Raw genomic sequence first — 16,455 nt, forward strand, 5'->3', positions numbered from 1 at the left:
CCCGAATGAACCCGTCTGGCGGCGATGGGACAGCGGCGGCGGGGCAGGGTCAAGCCTCCCCGGCCGAGTCCCGCCGGCGCGTCCGCGGCCCGCCGCCTGCCCGGGCGCGATCCGTCGGCCCCCGTCCCGGATGGCCGGCGGCGAGGCGAAGGGTCGGGGCGGTCCCATCCGTTCGCCCCATGGCGGGCGCGGCGCCGCGCCCGGCCCGGCGGCGCGCCATGCCGCCGCGCGCCCGGGGCCCGGCGCCGGACCACGGACCCGGCCACGGCATCCCGGCGGCACGGGTGGCGGCGCGGTGTCGGCAGGACCATCTCCGCCGCATGCGCACCCTCCGACGCCTGCTGGCCGCGCTGCTCGGCCTGGGCATGCTCGCCCTGCTGGCGGCGCTCGCCATCCCCCACCTGCCGCCGCGCTGGAACCCGCTCGCGCCGCTCGACCTGCGCGCGCCGCCGAACCTGCTGACCGGCTGGAAGCTCGCCCGGCTCGGCGCCGACCCGGCCGCCTGCCTCGCCGCCTTCGCCGCCTCGGACCTCGCCCTGCCGCGCCTGCCGGATGTGCGCGCGGGCGGGGATTGCGTCGTCTCGCCGGCGGTGCGGCTGGAGCCGGGCGCCACGCTGCTGCGCCCCGCCGGCCCGGTCGGCACCTGCCGGCTTGCCGCCGCCTGGGAGATGTTCGCGCGCCATTCGCTGCAGCCGGCGGCGCAGGACGCCTTCGGCCAGCCCGTGGTGGCGGTGCGTCACGTCGGCACCTTCGCCTGCCGCGACGTGGCCGGCACGGCCAGGCGCAGCCGCCACGCCACGGCCGACGCCATCGACGTCGCCGGCTTCACGCTGCGGGACGGGCGGCAGGTGAGCGTGCTCGGCCAGTGGAGCGACGCCGGCCCGGCCGGGCAATTCCTGCGCGCGGCGCATGCGGGCGCCTGCCGCTGGTTCGGCACGGTGCTCGGGCCGGACTACAACGCGGCGCACCGGGACCATTTCCACCTCGATGTCGGCGGCTGGCACGCCTGCCGCTGAGCGCCCCGCCCCGCCCCACCCCGCCCCGCCCCGCCTGGCGAGGCGGCCGGATGCGGATCGCGATCCCCATGCGAGGGCGATCCGCTGTAGCATCGGGCCTGCAACGGAGCGCGGCGCCAGCCGTGCCGGGAGGACCAAGGATGACGACCCGCTTCGGCGGCCGCCGTGCCCTGCTGGGCGGCGGCGCGCTCGCCGCCATGACGCTCGCTCGCCCCGCGCTCGCGCAGGCGCGCTGGCCAGACCGCCCCGTGCGCTTCCTGATCCCCTGGGCGCCCGGCGGCGCGCTGGACGGCTTCATGCGCCTGCAGGCCGAACTGTTCCAGCAGGAGACCGGCCAGCCGCTGGTCATCGAGAACCGCCCCGGCGCGCGCGGCACGATGGCGGCGCAGGCGCTGCTGACCGCGCGGCCGGACGGCTACCTGCTGGCGCACCACCACCTCTCGGTGATCCGCCAGCCCTTCCTGACGAAGCGCCCGACCTGGGACCCGGTGAACGACTTCACCTACGTCATGCAGCAGACCGGCTTCGTGTTCGGCCATGTGGTGCGCCCGGATTCCGGCTGGAACACGCTGGCCGAGATGTGGGAGGCGGCGCGGCGGCGGCCGGGGCAGCTCAGCTACGCCACCTCGGGCGTCGCCACCTCCAACCACCTCGCCATGGAGGAGCTGTGCGAGAAGGAGGGCGTGCAGATGCTCCACGTCCCCTTCCGCGGCACGTCCGAGAACATCACCGCGATGCTGGCGCGGCAGATCGACTGCATCGCCAACTCCAACGCCTGGCAGCCCAACGTCGAGGCCGGCGACCTGCGCCTGCTCTCGGTCTGGACCCGCCAGCGCCTGCGCAGCTTCCCGCAGGTGCCGACCCTGCTCGACCTCGGCTACGGCATGGTGGTCACCTCGCCCTACGGCATCGCCGGGCCGAGGGGCATGGATCCGGAGCTGACGGAGGGCGTGCACCGCATCTTCCACCGGACGCAATTCCATCCCCGGGTGCAGGAATTCATGGCCCGCAACGACCTGCCCGACGAGTATCTCGGCCCGGCCGACTACCTCGCCTTCGCGCGGGAGCGCGCGGTGTACGAGCAGCGGATGGTGACGCGGCTCAACCTGTCCATCGACTGACGGCGGGCATTCCGGGGCGTCGGTCCGGGCGCCGGCCCGGCCCGCCTCGGGTGGGCCGCCTCGGGTGGGCGACGCGTAGCGGAATGTCGCACTCGCGACACGCGGCCCTGTCGAGAGTCGGACAGGGCGGGCCGCCGCCCCGGCGGCGGCACCGACATGCCCTGCCGGTGCGCGCGCCGCCGCGCGTTGGCACGTGCGTTGCTGCGTGCCGCTCACCGCCCTCAGCCATGTCCGGCCAGGATGGCGGAGCCAGGAGACCGAGGATGGACCGGCAAGGAGGCGGCGCGCGGGTCGCGACGATCGCGTTCGATCGGGCGCTGGAGGTGGATGCGGTGCTGGCCAGCACCGTCGCCGCGCTGCGCCGCAAGGGCTTCGCGGTCGGCGGGCTGATGCAGCATTTCGGCGAGCGCCTGCCGGGCGGCAAGCGCAGCATGTGGCTGGAGGACATCGGCAGCGGCGAGCGCATCCGCATCGACCAGCCGCGCGGCGCCGGCGCCATCTCCTGCACGCTGGATCTCGACGCCCTGGCCCGCGCCGCCTGCCACCTGCGCGACGCGATACGCAGCGGCGCCGACCTGCTGGTGGTGAACCGCTTCGGCATCAGCGAGGCGGAGGGCGGCGGCATGCGGGCGGAGATCGCGGAGGCGCTCTGCTCCGGCATGCCGCTGCTGATCGCCGTGCGCATGGACCTGCTGCCGGCCTGGGGGGAATTCCTGGGCGGGACGCCCTGGTGCCTGCCGGCGCAATCCCACGCGGCCTGTGCCTGGGCGCTGGAGGCGATCGAGGCGGCGACGGCGGTGGCGATCTGAGCGGTGCCGCGCGGCGGGCTTCGCCGCGCGGGGGAGACGGCGAGGCGGGCGATGGCGCGGGTGGTGTTCTTCGGCAAGCCGGGCTGCCAGGGCAATGCCCGCCAGGTCGAGCTGCTGCGGGCCTCCGGGCACGTGGTCGAGCTGCGCGACCTGCGCGCCGGGCCCTGGACGGCGGCGACGCTGCGCCCCTTCTTCGGCGACATGCCGGTCGCCGACTGGTTCAACCGTTCCGCGCCGGCTGTCGTGCGGGGCGAGATGCGGCCGGAGGCGCTCGACGAGCCGACGGCGCTGTCGCTGCTGCTCGCCGCGCCGCTGCTGATCCGGCGGCCGCTGCTGCAGGTCGGCGAGCGGCGCATGGCCGGCTTCGTGCCCGAGGCGATCGGGGCGTGGATCGGCCTCGCGGCCGGCCTGCCGCCGATCGGCGAAGGCTGCCCGCGCCGCTGAGCGCCGACGGCGAGGAGGGCGGCAGCGGCGGCGGGAACGGTGCCGTGCCGGAACCATGTGGCGACCCCGACCGGCGGCGTGTCGGGATTTGTCGCATCCGGGACAGGCGCGCCGCGGCGGTGCGCCCCGGCGGCGCTCCCCGGTGTCGGCGGGACTGCGCTGGCATGGCGGTTGCTCCACCGCTCACGCAACCCTGCAGGGGATCCCGGCATGCCGAATCTCGCTTCCCACGCGCCGCAGGACGACGAGACCGCGGCGCGGCTGATCGGGCTGAACGACAGCACGCTGCGCGACGGCGAGCAGGCGCCCGGCGTCGCCTTCACCGATGCGGAGAAGCTGCGCATCGCGCGCGCGCTCGATGCCGCCGGCATCGACGAGATCGAGGCCGGCACCCCGGCCATGGGCGACGCCGAGATCGAGATCATCGGCGAGATCGGTCGCGTTGCGGAGCGCGCCGCCGTCATCGCCTGGGGCCGGATGCGCGAGGAGGACGTGGCGGCGGCGCTGCGCACCGGGCTCGGCCGCGTCAGCCTCTCCGTGCCGATGTCGGCGCGGCAGATGCGGGCCAAGGGCTACGAAGGGCCGAAGGACGTGCTCGCGCGCATCGCGCGCATCGTGCCGCTGGCACGCGACAGGGGCCTCGTCGTGGCCGTGGGCGGCGAGGATTCGAGCCGTGCGGAGCCGGACTTCGTGCTGCGCGTGCTGGATGCCGTGGCCGCGGCGGGCGGGCACCGCTTCCGCTTCGCCGACACGCTGGGCGTGATGGAGCCGTTCGGCGTGCGCGACGTCTTCCGCCGGCTGCGCGCGGCGAGCGCGCTGGAGCTGGAATTCCATGGGCATGACGATCTGGGCCTGGCCACGGCCAACACGCTGGCGGCCCTGGCCGGCGGCGCCACCCATGCCAGCGTCTGCGTGCTGGGCCTGGGCGAGCGGGCGGGCAACGCGCCGCTGGAGGAGGTCGCCGTGGCGCTGGCGCGCACGGGGCGGCACCGGACGCGCGCCGATTTCGGCCGGCTGTGCGAGCTGGCCGCGGTGGTGGCGGCCGCCTCGGGCCGCGTCGTGCCGGCGGACAAGCCGATCGTCGGCGATGCCGTGTTCAGCCATGAATCGGGCATCCATGTCAGCGGCCTGCTGCGCGATCCCGCGACTTACGAGGCGCTGGAACCGGCGCAGTTCGGCCGCACGCGCCGCATCGTGTTCGGCAAGCATTCCGGACTCGCGGCGGTGCGGCACGGGCTGCAGCTGCTGGGCCTCAGCGCCGACGCGGCGGCGGCGGCGGCGATCCTGGCGCAGGTGCGGTGCCGTGCCGAGCAGACCAAGCGGCCGGTGGAGCTGCCGGCCCTGGCCGATCTGCATGCGGCGCTGGCGCGCGGCAGCGGGTTGCTGCACGCGGCCGGGTAGAGGCGGCCGATCGGCGGAGGCGTCACGCCGCCACGCCCTCGCCTTCCGTTCACGCGCGCGCCGTGCTGCGAATCCCTCGCATCCGAGGCGGCGCCGGCATGGGTATTGCAGGCGGCATCTCGGAAGTCCTACTCTGCCGCCGAAGCGCTCAGCAACGGCTTTCGCAACCGCCTTTCGGGCAATCCTGGAGGCGAATCATGTCGGCCGTACCGAACGCCGGGAAGCAGGTCACCGTGTCGCGAGGATCACGCAGGAACACGGATCTCCAGGGCATCTACGAGATCTCGAAGATACTCTGCCAGCCGGCGGCCCTGCCGCGCGTGCTGAAATCAACGCTCGGGGTGCTCGACAGCTTCTTCGACATGAGCCTCGGCCTGATCGCCCTGTTCGACGAGGCGGGCGATGCCGAACTCGTGGTCGGCACCCACCTGAGCGACGCCGATGCGCGGCTCCGCCTCGCCGCGATCCCGGAGCGGGCGATCGGGCAGATCGTCGTCACCCATATCCCGCTCGTGCTTGAGAACGCCGCCGCCGACGAGTCCTACGGACGCTGGGACACCACCCTGTGGGGACCGCCGGGCACGCCGCCGGGGACGCGCTTCAGCTTCATCGGCGTCCCGATCGACGTGCAGGACCGCGCCACCGGCGTGCTGATCGTCGCGCGGACCTGGCACGACCGGCCGAACCTGCATCCCGGCGGCGAGGTCGACTTCCTCAGGATGGTCGCCAACCTGATCGGCCAGACGCTGCGGCTGCACGAGGCGCTGGCGCGGGACCGCGAGCGGCTGATCGAGGACCAGCGCAACCTGGAGAAGGCCCGCCGGCACGCGCACCCGGCGGCGCAGCCGGCCGACATCGCCGGCATCATCGGCAGCAGCCCGACGATCAGCGCCGTGGTGGAGAAGGTGCGGGTGGCCGCGCAGCGCGACGTCACCGTGCTGCTGCGCGGCGAGTCCGGGACCGGCAAGGAGCTGTTCGCCCGCGCCCTGCACAACATCTCGCACCGGCGCGACAAGCCCTTCGTGACGCTGAACTGCGCCGCCCTGCCGGAGAGCGTCCTGGAATCGGAATTGTTCGGGCACGAGAAGGGCGCCTTCACCGGCGCCATGTCGCTGCGCAAGGGGCGCTTCGAGCTGGCCGACGGCGGCACGCTGTTCCTCGACGAGATCGGCGAGATCTCGCCCGCCTTCCAGGCCAAGCTGCTGCGCGTGCTGCAGGAGGGCGAGTTCGAGCGCGTGGGCGGGACCCGCACGCTGAAGGTGAACGTCCGCCTCGTGGCCGCCACCAACCGCAACCTCGAGGAGGCGGTCACCAAGGGGGCATTCCGCGCCGACCTCTACTACCGGATCAGCGTCGTGCCCATCGTCCTGCCGGCGCTGCGCGACCGGCGCGGCGACATCCCCCAGCTCGCCGACGAATTCCTCAGGCGCTTCAACCGCGAGAACGCGACCGAGATCGTGCTCGACGCCTCCGCGCACGCGCTGCTGATGCAGTGCAATTTCCCCGGCAACGTTCGCGAGCTGGAGAATTGCATCCGCCGCACCGCCACGCTCGTGCCCGGTCACCGGATCACCGACCACGACTTCGCCTGCCGCAACGACGTGTGCCTCTCGGCGCTGCTCTGGAAGCCTTCCGCGCCTCTGGTGACCCTGCCCGTGGCACCGGCGGCGCGGCCGGCGGAGCCCGCGCATGCGGCCGCCGACCTGCCCTGCGACAAGGCCGATGCCTGCGCCGTCGCCCTGCAGGGCGGCAAGGGCGAGCGTGAGCGGCTGATGGACGCGATGGAGCGCACCGGCTGGGTGCAGGCCAAGGCGGCGCGGCTGCTCGGGCTGACGCCGCGGCAGATTGGCTACGCGCTGCGCAAGCACGACATCCCGATCCGCAAGCTCTGATCCCGACGACCCTGTCGGGAAGCGGACAGCACTGTCCGCTCCGCGACAGCGGGGGCTTTCGGTAAGATGTTGATACAGAAAGGGAAATTCTCTGGCATAGGGCTTGCCATCCCGGCTTCGGCAGCACGGAGCGGATCATGGCGCAGCTCATCAGCCTCGACAGCCTGACGGCGCCGACCACGGCGCGGCAGATGGAGAAGTCGCTCTCGGAAGGCGGCTGCTCCTCATCCTCCTGCGGCTCCTCCTCGGGACCCGCGGACCTCGCGCCGGAGATCTGGGAGAAGGTCAAGGACCATCCCTGCTACTCCGAGGAAGCGCACCACTACTTCGCGCGCATGCATGTCGCGGTGGCGCCCGCCTGCAACATCCAGTGCAACTACTGCAACCGGAAGTACGATTGCGCCAACGAGAGCCGCCCGGGCGTGGTCAGCGAGAAGCTGACGCCGGAGCAGGCGATACGCAAGGTGGTGGCCGTGGCCAACGAGGTGCCGCAGCTCTCGGTGCTCGGCATCGCGGGGCCGGGCGACGCCTGCTACGACTGGAAGAAGACCAGGGCGACCTTCGATTCGATCGCGAAGGTGATCCCCGACATCAAGCTCTGCCTCTCGACCAACGGGCTGGCGCTGCCGGACCATGTCGACGAGATCGCCGACATGAACATCGACCATGTCACGATCACCATCAACATGGTCGATCCCGAGGTCGGCACGGGGATCTACCCCTGGATCTTCCACCGGCACCGGCGCTGGACCGGCCTCGACGCCTCCAGGATCCTGCACGAGCGGCAGATGGAGGGGCTGGAGATGCTGGCGGCGCGCAAGATCCTGGTGAAGGTGAACTCCGTCATGATCCCCGGGATCAACGACGAGCACCTGATCGAGGTGAACAGGGTCGTCAAGTCGAAGGGCGCCTTCCTGCACAACATCATGCCGCTGATCTCCGATCCGGCGCATGGCACGCATTTCGGCCTGACCGGCCAGCGCGGCCCGCGCGCCATGGAGCTGAAGGCGCTGCAGGACAGGCTGGAGGACGGCACCAAGCTGATGCGCCACTGCCGCCAGTGCCGCGCCGACGCGGTGGGGCTGCTGGGCGAGGACCGGGGGCAGGAGTTCACGCTCGACCAGCTTCCGGCCGAGGTGAGCTACGATCCGAACAAGCGCGCCGCCTATCGCGAGGTGGTGGCCGCCGAGCGCGGCGAGCACGTCTCGCACAAGGCGGCGGCCGATGCGGCGCTGGCCGACGTCGGCGAGGCGCCGACGCTGCTGGTGGCGATCGCCACCAAGGGCGGCGGCCGCATCAACCAGCATTTCGGACATGCCAGGGAATTCCAGGTCTACGAGGTCTCGCCGGCCGGCATCCGGTTCATCAGCCACCGCAAGGTGGACCAGTACTGCCAGGGCGGCTGGGGCGAGGACGCGACGCTGGACGGCGTGATCGAGATGCTGGACGGGATCTCCTTCGTGCTGTGCGCCAAGATCGGCGACTGCCCGAAGGACAGCCTGAAGGCCGCCGGCATCGCGGTCAGCGACGACTACGCGCACGAGTGGATCGAGGCGGGAATCGCCGCCTGGTACAAGGCCGAGTACGGCGCCGAGATCCGGCTCAGCGCCTGACCGGACAGAGGGAAAAGAGAAGGAGAATCTCCCATGGCTTTGAAGATCGTCGCCTCGCAGTGCACCGTCTGCGGCGCCTGCGAGTTCGAGTGCCCCAACGTCGCCATCCGCATGAAGGGCGACATCTACGTGATCGACCCGAAGAAGTGCACGGAGTGCGAGGGCCAGTTCGACTCGCCGCAATGCGCGGCGGTCTGCCCGGTGCCGAACACCTGCATCAAGGCCTGAACGGCGCGATGCAACCACCGGCCGAGCCGTCGGATGCGGCCGACTGGCTCGGCCGGCCGGTCCGCTGTCTGGAATGCCGGCATGCGGACATGCAGCGCCAGGGCCTGTGCCAGCGCGGCCGGGCCTGCGTGCACGATCGGCGCGCGCGTCGGGTCGACCGCTTCTTCGGCTCGCATCCGGGCCTGGCGGACGAGTATCTCGACCATCCCTATTTCGAGGTGCGGGCGATCGCGGCGCGCTACTGCACGCTGTTCCGCCTGCCGGCGCTGATGGATGACCCGGAGCCCGAGGTGCGCGCGCAGGTCGCGCTGCGCCTGCCGCCCGCGCGCATCGGCCGGCTGGCCGAGGACCCCGACAGACGCGTGCGCGTCGCCGCCACCAGCCGCCTCGCCGGCAAGGCTCTCGTCGCGATGCTGCGCGACCCCGACTACTACGTGCGGCTGATCGCGGTGCGCCGGCTGCCGCCGGACGTGCTGCCGCTCGCCGCCGGGGATCCGGAGCCGGAGGTGCGCCGCTGGGCCGCACGCCGGATGCCGCCCGAGCGGCTCGGCGTGCTGCTGGGCGACCAGGACCCGCTGGTGCGCCTGGAGGTGGCCGAGCGCCTGCCGCCGGCGCGGCTGCACCTGCTGGCCGACGATCCCGACATGCGGGTCCGCTTCGCCGTCGTGCAGCGCGCGCCCGCCGATCTGCTGGGCCGGTTCGGGCGGGATGCCGAGCGGCTGGTACGCGAGGCCGCGGCGGAGCGCCGCGCCGAACTGGAGGAGGAGGGCTGACGATGGGCCTCGGACGCGAGGAGGAGATGGAAGTCTACCAGCAGCCGCGCTTCATGCCCGGCACGAAGGTGGTCTCCACGAAGTACGTGAAGAACGACGGCACCTTCCCCGGTCGGGAGATCGGCGAGGTGCTCGTGCGCAAGGGGGATGTCGGCTACGTGCGCGACGTCGGCATGTTCCTCCAGCGCTACTACATCTATGCCGTGGACTTCATTGCCCGCGATGCCGTGGTCGGCATGCGCGGCCGCGAGCTGGTCCTGGCCGATCGGCCTGGGGGGAGCGGGACATGAAGGTGATGATCAGACGCGACGCGAAGGGCCTTTCGGCCTACGTGCCGAAGAAGGACCTGGAGGAGCCGATCGTCGAGACGGAGCGGGACTCGCTCTGGGGCGGCTGGGTGCGGCTCAAGAATGGCTGGATGCTCGACCTGCCGGACATGGACGCGCGGACGCGGCTTCCGGTGACGGTGAACGCGAAGAAGCGCGGCGGGGAGGACTAGGCCGTGGGTGCTGCGAATTTCCTGCCGGACGAGGTGCTGGGGCGGCTGCGCGAGGGCATGCTGATCCCCTATCTCGGCCCGGGCGTCACCGCACTCGGAGCGCCGGCGATCCCGGTCTCCGACGCGGAGCTAGCCACCTTCCTCGGTGACCGCGTGGCGCTGCCGCGCCGGGCACGCGGCAACCTCTGGGCGGCGGCGCAGTTCATCGAGAGCCGGCGCCACCGCAAGGCGCTGGTGTCGCTGATGTCGGAAGCCTACGCCCTGCCTGCGCCGCCGGTGCCGATGCAGCACTGGCTGGCGGGCCTGCGGCCATCCATGATCGTGGATACGTGGTACGATGGCGCGATGCGGGCCGCGCTGGCGGGCACCGGTCAGGACTGGGGCGAGATCCAGGGCATCACCCGTGCCGGCATCGGCGAGGCGCGCTGGTATCGCGCCTACGATCACGCGGGCGCGGAAGCCGCGATCGGCGCGGCGCCGGGCTGGCGCACGCTGCTCTACAAGCCGCATGGCGGCGTGACGCCGGCGCACAACTACCTGGTGGCCGACAGCGACTATGTCGAGGTTCTGACGGAGATCGACATCCAGTCGCCGATTCCGGACGAGGTGAAGCGGCGGCGGGAGGGCCGCGGCTTCCTGTTCCTCGGCTGCCGCTTCCACGACCAGATGCTGCGCACCTATGCCCGGCAGATCATGAAGCGCTCCGCCGGCCCGCACTGGGCGGTGCTGCCGGCCGAGCCGATGACGCGCAACGAGCGGAACTTCCTGGAGCAGCAGGGCATCAGCCCGATCGAAGTGCCGCTGGAGGAGATCGGGCGCGCCATCGCCGCCTGAACGCCACAAAACGTCGCGTGCCGAACGGCGCCCGGGGACCTGCTCCCCGGGCGCCGTTGCGCGTTCACCGGCCTCGACATGGAGCCGACGCTATTGTCGGATAGACAACAGTGGCTGTCGACACCGGGCGCGCGGCAGGATTCGTCGAAGTCGTTGTTTATAAACGATGTTCTTCTTCGCCAAGCTCTGGCACGGCACTTGCGGAAAGGAGGTCGTCGGGTCTCGAAGCCCGCGACCACCACCCGCAGAGGACGGCCCAATGAGTGCGCTTCGCCAGATCGCTTTCTACGGCAAGGGGGGTATCGGCAAGTCGACGACCTCCCAGAACACCCTCGCTGCGCTCGTCGAGATGGACCAGCGCATCCTGATCGTCGGCTGCGACCCCAAGGCCGACAGCACGCGCCTGATCCTGAACAGCAAGGCGCAGGACACCGTCCTGAGCCTGGCCGCCGAGGCCGGTTCGGTCGAGGATCTCGAGCTCGAGGACGTGCTCAAGATCGGCTACAAGGGCATCAAGTGCGTCGAGTCCGGCGGTCCCGAGCCGGGCGTCGGCTGCGCCGGCCGCGGCGTCATCACCTCGATCAACTTCCTCGAGGAGAACGGCGCCTACGACGATGTCGACTACGTCTCCTACGACGTGCTCGGCGACGTGGTCTGCGGCGGCTTCGCGATGCCGATCCGCGAGAACAAGGCGCAGGAAATCTACATCGTCATGTCGGGCGAGATGATGGCGCTCTACGCCGCCAACAACATCGCCAAGGGCATCCTGAAGTACGCCCATTCCGGCGGCGTGCGCCTCGGTGGCCTGATCTGCAACGAGCGCCAGACCGACCGCGAGCTGGACCTCGCCGAGGCGCTCGCCAAGCGCCTGAACAGCAAGCTGGTCCACTTCGTGCCGCGCGACAACATCGTGCAGCATGCCGAGCTGCGCAAGCAGACGGTGATCCAGTACGCGCCGACCAGCCAGCAGGCCCAGGAGTACCGCCAGCTTGCGCAGAAGGTCCATGCGAACAGCGGCCAGGGCACCATCCCGACGCCGATCACGATGGAGGAGCTGGAGGAGATGCTGCTCGACTTCGGCATCATGAAGTCGGACGAGCAGGCCCTGGCGGAGCTGCAGGCCAAGGAGGCGGTCAGGTCCGCCGCCGCCGCGCACTGACCGGACTGGCCGGCCGCGCACCGTGCGGCCGGCCGCCTCCACTCCGACGATGGGGAGACAGGCCATGAGCCTCGACGACTATTCGAACGACAGCGAGTTCCACCACCGCCTCATCGCCGAAGTGCTTGAGGCGTACCCGGACAAGACGAAGAAGCGTCGCCAGAAGCACCTCGGCGTCGCCACCGCGGTCGATGCGCCGGCCGGAGCCGCCGAGGAGGAGGGCCACGAGGGTGGCCTGACCGAGTGCGGCGTCAAGTCGAACATCAAGTCCATCCCGGGCGTGATGACCATCCGCGGCTGCGCCTACGCAGGCAGCAAGGGCGTGGTCTGGGGGCCGGTGAAGGACATGGTCCACATCAGCCACGGGCCGGTCGGCTGCGGCCAGTACTCCTGGTCCCAGCGCCGCAACTACTACATCGGCGACACCGGCGTGGACACCTTCGTGACGATGCAGTTCACCTCCGACTTCCAGGAGCGGGACATCGTCTTCGGCGGCGACAAGAAGCTCGAGAAGATCATCGACGAGATCAACGACCTGTTCCCGCTGGCGAAGGGAATCTCGATCCAGTCGGAGTGCCCGATCGGCTTGATCGGCGACGACATCGAGGCGGTGTCGAAGAAGAAGAACAAGGAGACGGGCAAGACCATCGTGCCTGTCCGCTGCGAGGGCTTCCGCGGCGTCTCGCAGTCCCTCGGCCACCACATCGCCAACGACGCGATCCGCGACTGGGTGTTCGACAAGAAGGAGGTCGAGCACGAGACCGGTCCCTACGACGTCAACGTGATCGGGGACTACAACATCGGCGGCGACGCCTGGGCCTCGCGCATCCTGCTCGAGGAGATGGGCCTGCGCGTGGTCGGCAACTGGTCGGGCGACGCGACGCTGGCCGAGATCGAGCGCGCCCCGAAGGCGCGCCTGAACCTCATCCACTGCTACCGGTCGATGAACTACATCTGCCGGCACATGGAGGAGAAGTACGGGATCGCCTGGACCGAGTACAACTTCTTCGGGCCCAGCCAGATCGCCGCCTCGCTGCGCAAGATCGCCAGGCACTTCGACGAGACCATCCAGGAGAATGCCGAGAAGGTCATCGCCAAGTACCAGCCGCTGGTCGATGCGGTGGTGGCGAAGTACCGGCCACGGCTCGAGGGCAAGACGGTGATGCTCTACGTCGGCGGCCTCCGCCCCCGGCACGTCGTCAATGCCTACGAGGATCTCGGCATGCGGATCGTCGGCACCGGCTACGAGTTCGGCCACAACGACGACTACCAGCGCACCGGGCACTACGTGAAGGACGGCACGCTGATCTACGACGACGTGACCGGCTACGAGCTGGAGCGCTTCATCGAGGGCATCCGCCCCGACCTGGTCGGCTCCGGCATCAAGGAGAAGTACCCGGTGCAGAAGATGGGCATCCCGTTCCGCCAGATGCACTCCTGGGACTACTCGGGTCCGTATCACGGCTACGACGGCTTCGCGATCTTCGCGCGCGACATGGATCTGGCCATCAACAACCCGGTCTGGGGCCTGTTCAAGGCGCCATGGCAGACCGAGGCCGCGGCCTGAAGGCAGAGGGATCACGACGATGCCGCAGAGTGCAGACAAGGTACTCGACCATGCCCCGCTCTTCCGCGAGCCCGAGTATCGGGAGATGCTCGCGCGGAAGAAGGCGGAATTCGAGAACATGCCGCCGCGCGAGGAGGTCCGGAAGGTCGCCGACTGGACCAAGAGCTGGGAGTACCGGGAGAAGAACTTCGCCCGCGAATCCCTCTCGGTGAACCCGGCCAAGGCCTGCCAGCCGCTCGGCGCCGTGTTCGTCGCCGCCGGCTTCGAGCGCACGATGAGCTTCGTGCACGGCAGCCAAGGCTGCGTCGCCTACTACCGCAGCCACCTGTCGCGCCACTTCAAGGAGCCGGCCTCGGCCGTCTCCTCCTCGATGACCGAGGACGCGGCGGTGTTCGGCGGGCTGAACAACATGGTGGACGGCCTCGCCAACACCTACAAGCTGTACAACCCGAAGATGATCGCCGTCTCCACCACCTGCATGGCGGAGGTGATCGGCGACGACCTGCAGGCCTTCATCGCCACGGCCAAGCAGAAAAACTCGGTGCCCGGCGACTTCGACGTCCCCTTCGCCCACACCCCGGCCTTCGTCGGCAGCCACACCACCGGCTACGACAACATGCTCAAGGGCATCCTCGAGCACTTCTGGAAGGGCAGGGAGCGCCTCGCCGGCTCGACCGCCGTCAACATCATCCCGGGCTTCGACGGCTTCGCGGTGGGCAACAACCGCGAGCTGAAGCGGATGCTCGACGTGATGGGGGTGGAGTACACCATCCTCTCCGACGTAGCCGACCAGTTCGATACCCCGTCGGACGGCGAGTACCGCATGTACGACGGCGGCACCACGCTGGAATCGGTGAAGGCGGCGCTCGACGCCAGGGCGACGCTTTCCATGCAGGAGTACTGCTCGCAGAAGTCCCTGGAGTACGCGGCGGGCTTCGGGCAGGAGACCGCCGCCTTCCACTATCCGATGGGCGTGGCCGGCACCGACGAGTTCCTGATGAAGGTGTCCGAGGTCACCGGTAAGCCGATCCCCGAGGCGCTTCGCATGGAGCGCGGCCGGCTTCTCGACGCCATGGCCGACAGCCAGTCCTGGCTCCACGGCAAGACCTACGCGGTCTACGGTGACCCGGACTTCGTGTACGGCATGGCGCGCTTCATCCTGGAGACGGGCGGCGAGCCGAAGCACTGCTTGGCGACCAACGGCAACAAGGCGTGGGAGGAGCAGATGAACGCCCTCTTCGCCTCCTCGCCCTACGGCGCCGGCTGCCGGGCATGGCCGGGCAAGGATCTGTGGCACATGCGCTCCCTCCTCGCCACGGAGAAGGCCGACCTGCTGATCGGCAACTCCTACGGCAAGTACCTGGAGCGCGATACCGGCACCCCGCTGGTGCGCCTGATGTTCCCGATCTTCGACCGGCACCACCACCACCGCTTCCCGGTCTGGGGCTACCAGGGCGCGCTGCGCGTGCTGGTGACGCTGCTCGACAAGGTGTTCGACCGGCTCGACGACGAGACGATCGAGCCCGGGGTCACCGACTACTCCTACGACCTCACCCGCTGACCCCCGCCGGCCTGGGCGGGAACCGCCGCCCGGGCCCCTTCTCCCGCCCCTTCACGTCGAGACGGAGCCGCCGATGAGCCGGAGCCTGCAGGCCAAGATCGCCGACGTCTTCAATGAGCCCGGCTGCGATAAGAACGCGGCCAAGGGCGAGAAGGAGCGCAAGAAGGGCTGCTCCAAGCCCCTCACCCCCGGCGCCGCGGCCGGCGGCTGCGCCTTCGACGGCGCCAAGATCGCGCTGCAGCCGATCACCGACGTGGTCCACCTCGTGCACGGCCCGCTGGCCTGCGAAGGCAATGGCTGGGACAACCGGCATGCCGCCAGCAGCGGCCCGATGGTCTACCGCACCGGCTTCACGACCGATCTTGCCGAGATGGACATCATCATGGGCTCGGGCGAGAAGCGCCTGTACAGGGCGATCCGCGAGGCGGTGGCGCGGCACGACCCGCCTGCCGTCTTCGTCTACGCCACCTGCGTCCCGGCGCTGATCGGCGACGACATCGAGGCGGTGTGCCGCCATGCCAGCGAGAAGCTCGGCGTGCCCTGCATCCCGGTGAACGCCCCGGGCTTCGTCGGCTCCAAGAACCTCGGCAACAAGCTGGCCGGCGAGGCGCTGCTCGACCACGTGATCGGCACGATGGAGCCGGAGTTCACGACGCCGACCGACATCAACATCCTGGGCGAGTACAATCTCTCCGGCGAGCTGTGGCAGGTCAGGCCGCTGTTCGAGCGGCTCGGCATCCGCCTCCACGCCTGCGTCACCGGCGATGCCCGCTATCGTGAGGTGGCCTCGGCGCACCGGGCGCGAGTAAACATGATGGTCTGCTCGACGGCCCTCATCAACATCGCCCGCAAGATGGAGGAACGCTACGGCATCCCCTACTTCGAGGGCTCCTTCTACGGCATCGAGGACACGTCCACGGCGCTGCGAACCACCGCGGCGCTTCTGGTCCGGCGTGGCGCCCCGGCCGAACTGATCGACCGGACCGAGGCGCTGATCGGCGCCGAGGAGGCGCGCGCCTGGGCGCGGATCGCGCCGTACCGCAGATCGCTCGAGGGAAAGCGGGTGCTGCTCTACACCGGCGGCGTGAAATCCTGGTCGATCGTCTCCGCGCTGATGGAGATCGGCATGGAGATCGTCTCCACCTCCACGCGCAAGTCCACCAGGGAGGACAAGGAGCGGATCAAGGAGATCATGAAGACGGACGCGCACATGGTGGACAGCATCCCGCCGCGGGAGATGTACGCCAAGCTGCGGAACGGCGAGGCCGACATCATGCTCTCAGGCGGCCGCACGCAGTTCACCGCCCTGAAGGCGAAGACGCCCTGGCTCGACATCAACCAGGAGCGGCACGTCGCCTATGCCGGCTACGATGGCATGGTGAACCTGGTGGCCGAGCTGGCGCGCGCGCTCGACAACCCGGTCTGGCGGGAGGTACGGCGCCCCGCACCGTGGGACGTGCCCGCGTCCGCCGCCGGCGGCAGCTCGCTCGCGGCGCCCGTCGCCGCCGCGGCGGCAAGGGCCTGAAGGGGAACGCGCG

16 protein-coding genes are annotated in these 16,455 nt (G+C 70.5%); all 16 read left to right on the top strand.

All coding sequences use genetic code 11. The annotated features are described in order from the left end of the window. The first annotated feature begins 320 nt into the window (after nt 1-320). The 16 genes from M0638_RS11315 (at nt 321) to nifE (ending at nt 16,442) form a co-directional block, all read left to right on the top strand. A complete protein-coding gene (locus tag M0638_RS11315) occupies nt 321-1,016 on the top strand; it encodes an extensin-like domain-containing protein (RefSeq protein ID WP_248667094.1) in 696 nt (231 codons plus the stop codon). Nucleotides 1,017-1,156: 140 nt separating this feature from the next. Then, nucleotides 1,157-2,137 carry a tripartite tricarboxylate transporter substrate binding protein gene (locus M0638_RS11320; protein WP_248667095.1) on the top strand — a complete coding sequence of 327 codons (981 nt, stop codon included), beginning with the start codon at nt 1,157-1,159 and terminating at the stop codon, nt 2,135-2,137. Nucleotides 2,138-2,400: 263 nt separating this feature from the next. Continuing rightward, the gene (locus M0638_RS11325) at nt 2,401-2,946 is read left to right on the top strand and encodes a DUF2478 domain-containing protein (RefSeq protein ID WP_248667096.1); all 546 of its coding nucleotides are present in this window, start codon (nt 2,401-2,403) and stop codon (nt 2,944-2,946) included. Nucleotides 2,947-2,997: 51 nt separating this feature from the next. Further along, nucleotides 2,998-3,390 (top strand): ArsC/Spx/MgsR family protein, encoded by a 393-nt coding sequence (locus M0638_RS11330; protein ID WP_248667097.1) that lies wholly within the window; start codon nt 2,998-3,000, stop codon nt 3,388-3,390. Nucleotides 3,391-3,600: 210 nt separating this feature from the next. After that, nucleotides 3,601-4,791: a homocitrate synthase gene (nifV, locus tag M0638_RS11335; protein WP_248667098.1), complete on the top strand. Its 1,191-nt coding sequence runs from the start codon at nt 3,601-3,603 to the stop codon at nt 4,789-4,791. Between the two features lie 197 nt (nt 4,792-4,988). Then, nucleotides 4,989-6,683 carry a nif-specific transcriptional activator NifA gene (nifA, locus tag M0638_RS11340; protein ID WP_248667099.1) on the top strand — a complete coding sequence of 565 codons (1,695 nt, stop codon included), beginning with the start codon at nt 4,989-4,991 and terminating at the stop codon, nt 6,681-6,683. 137 nt (nt 6,684-6,820) lie between these two features. Further along, nucleotides 6,821-8,296, top strand: a complete 1,476-nt coding sequence (gene nifB, locus M0638_RS11345; protein ID WP_248667100.1) for a nitrogenase cofactor biosynthesis protein NifB — start codon at nt 6,821-6,823, stop codon at nt 8,294-8,296. A 33-nt stretch (nt 8,297-8,329) separates the two neighbouring features. Continuing rightward, nucleotides 8,330-8,524: a 4Fe-4S dicluster domain-containing protein gene (locus M0638_RS11350; protein ID WP_248667101.1), complete on the top strand. Its 195-nt coding sequence runs from the start codon at nt 8,330-8,332 to the stop codon at nt 8,522-8,524. A gap of 8 nt (nt 8,525-8,532) precedes the next feature. After that, nucleotides 8,533-9,297: a 4Fe4S-binding leucine-rich repeat protein gene (locus M0638_RS11355; RefSeq protein ID WP_282571959.1), complete on the top strand. Its 765-nt coding sequence runs from the start codon at nt 8,533-8,535 to the stop codon at nt 9,295-9,297. A gap of 2 nt (nt 9,298-9,299) precedes the next feature. Then, entirely contained in the window at nt 9,300-9,587 is a 288-nt protein-coding gene (locus M0638_RS11360; RefSeq protein ID WP_248667103.1) for a nitrogen fixation protein NifZ, read from the top strand. Nucleotides 9,588-9,592: 5 nt separating this feature from the next. After that, entirely contained in the window at nt 9,593-9,796 is a 204-nt protein-coding gene (gene nifT / locus M0638_RS11365; RefSeq protein WP_408903399.1) for a putative nitrogen fixation protein NifT, read from the top strand. A 3-nt stretch (nt 9,797-9,799) separates the two neighbouring features. Next, nucleotides 9,800-10,630, top strand: coding sequence for an SIR2 family NAD-dependent protein deacylase (locus M0638_RS11370; RefSeq protein WP_248667105.1), 831 nt, complete (start codon nt 9,800-9,802; stop codon nt 10,628-10,630). Nucleotides 10,631-10,889: 259 nt separating this feature from the next. Continuing rightward, the gene (gene nifH, locus M0638_RS11375) at nt 10,890-11,789 is read left to right on the top strand and encodes a nitrogenase iron protein (protein ID WP_248667106.1); all 900 of its coding nucleotides are present in this window, start codon (nt 10,890-10,892) and stop codon (nt 11,787-11,789) included. Nucleotides 11,790-11,853: 64 nt separating this feature from the next. Then, entirely contained in the window at nt 11,854-13,356 is a 1,503-nt protein-coding gene (nifD, locus tag M0638_RS11380) for a nitrogenase molybdenum-iron protein alpha chain (protein ID WP_248667107.1), read from the top strand. Between the two features lie 19 nt (nt 13,357-13,375). Next, complete coding sequence (nifK, locus tag M0638_RS11385) at nt 13,376-14,917, top strand: nitrogenase molybdenum-iron protein subunit beta (RefSeq protein ID WP_248667108.1); 1,542 nt, start codon at nt 13,376-13,378, stop codon at nt 14,915-14,917. A gap of 73 nt (nt 14,918-14,990) precedes the next feature. Beyond that, nucleotides 14,991-16,442 (top strand): nitrogenase iron-molybdenum cofactor biosynthesis protein NifE, encoded by a 1,452-nt coding sequence (gene nifE / locus M0638_RS11390; protein WP_248667109.1) that lies wholly within the window; start codon nt 14,991-14,993, stop codon nt 16,440-16,442. The last annotated feature ends 13 nt before the right edge of the window (nt 16,443-16,455 follow it).

The sequence above is a fragment of the Roseomonas acroporae genome, from assembly GCF_023223525.1.
GTDB lineage: Bacteria > Pseudomonadota > Alphaproteobacteria > Acetobacterales > Acetobacteraceae > Roseomonas_E > Roseomonas_E acroporae.

Coding starts and splice junctions, on each gene's coding strand:
- M0638_RS11315 (WP_248667094.1), top strand. CDS start 321: ATGCGCACCCTCCGACGCCTGCTGGCCGCGCTGCTCGGCCTGGGCATG.
- nifB (WP_248667100.1), top strand. CDS start 6,821: ATGGCGCAGCTCATCAGCCTCGACAGCCTGACGGCGCCGACCACGGCG.
- M0638_RS11325 (WP_248667096.1), top strand. CDS start 2,401: ATGGACCGGCAAGGAGGCGGCGCGCGGGTCGCGACGATCGCGTTCGAT.
- nifD (WP_248667107.1), top strand. CDS start 11,854: ATGAGCCTCGACGACTATTCGAACGACAGCGAGTTCCACCACCGCCTC.
- nifK (WP_248667108.1), top strand. CDS start 13,376: ATGCCGCAGAGTGCAGACAAGGTACTCGACCATGCCCCGCTCTTCCGC.
- M0638_RS11360 (WP_248667103.1), top strand. CDS start 9,300: ATGGGCCTCGGACGCGAGGAGGAGATGGAAGTCTACCAGCAGCCGCGC.
- M0638_RS11350 (WP_248667101.1), top strand. CDS start 8,330: ATGGCTTTGAAGATCGTCGCCTCGCAGTGCACCGTCTGCGGCGCCTGC.
- nifH (WP_248667106.1), top strand. CDS start 10,890: ATGAGTGCGCTTCGCCAGATCGCTTTCTACGGCAAGGGGGGTATCGGC.
- nifV (WP_248667098.1), top strand. CDS start 3,601: ATGCCGAATCTCGCTTCCCACGCGCCGCAGGACGACGAGACCGCGGCG.
- nifE (WP_248667109.1), top strand. CDS start 14,991: ATGAGCCGGAGCCTGCAGGCCAAGATCGCCGACGTCTTCAATGAGCCC.
- M0638_RS11320 (WP_248667095.1), top strand. CDS start 1,157: ATGACGACCCGCTTCGGCGGCCGCCGTGCCCTGCTGGGCGGCGGCGCG.
- M0638_RS11330 (WP_248667097.1), top strand. CDS start 2,998: ATGGCGCGGGTGGTGTTCTTCGGCAAGCCGGGCTGCCAGGGCAATGCC.
- M0638_RS11355 (WP_282571959.1), top strand. CDS start 8,533: ATGCAACCACCGGCCGAGCCGTCGGATGCGGCCGACTGGCTCGGCCGG.
- nifA (WP_248667099.1), top strand. CDS start 4,989: ATGTCGGCCGTACCGAACGCCGGGAAGCAGGTCACCGTGTCGCGAGGA.
- nifT (WP_408903399.1), top strand. CDS start 9,593: ATGATCAGACGCGACGCGAAGGGCCTTTCGGCCTACGTGCCGAAGAAG.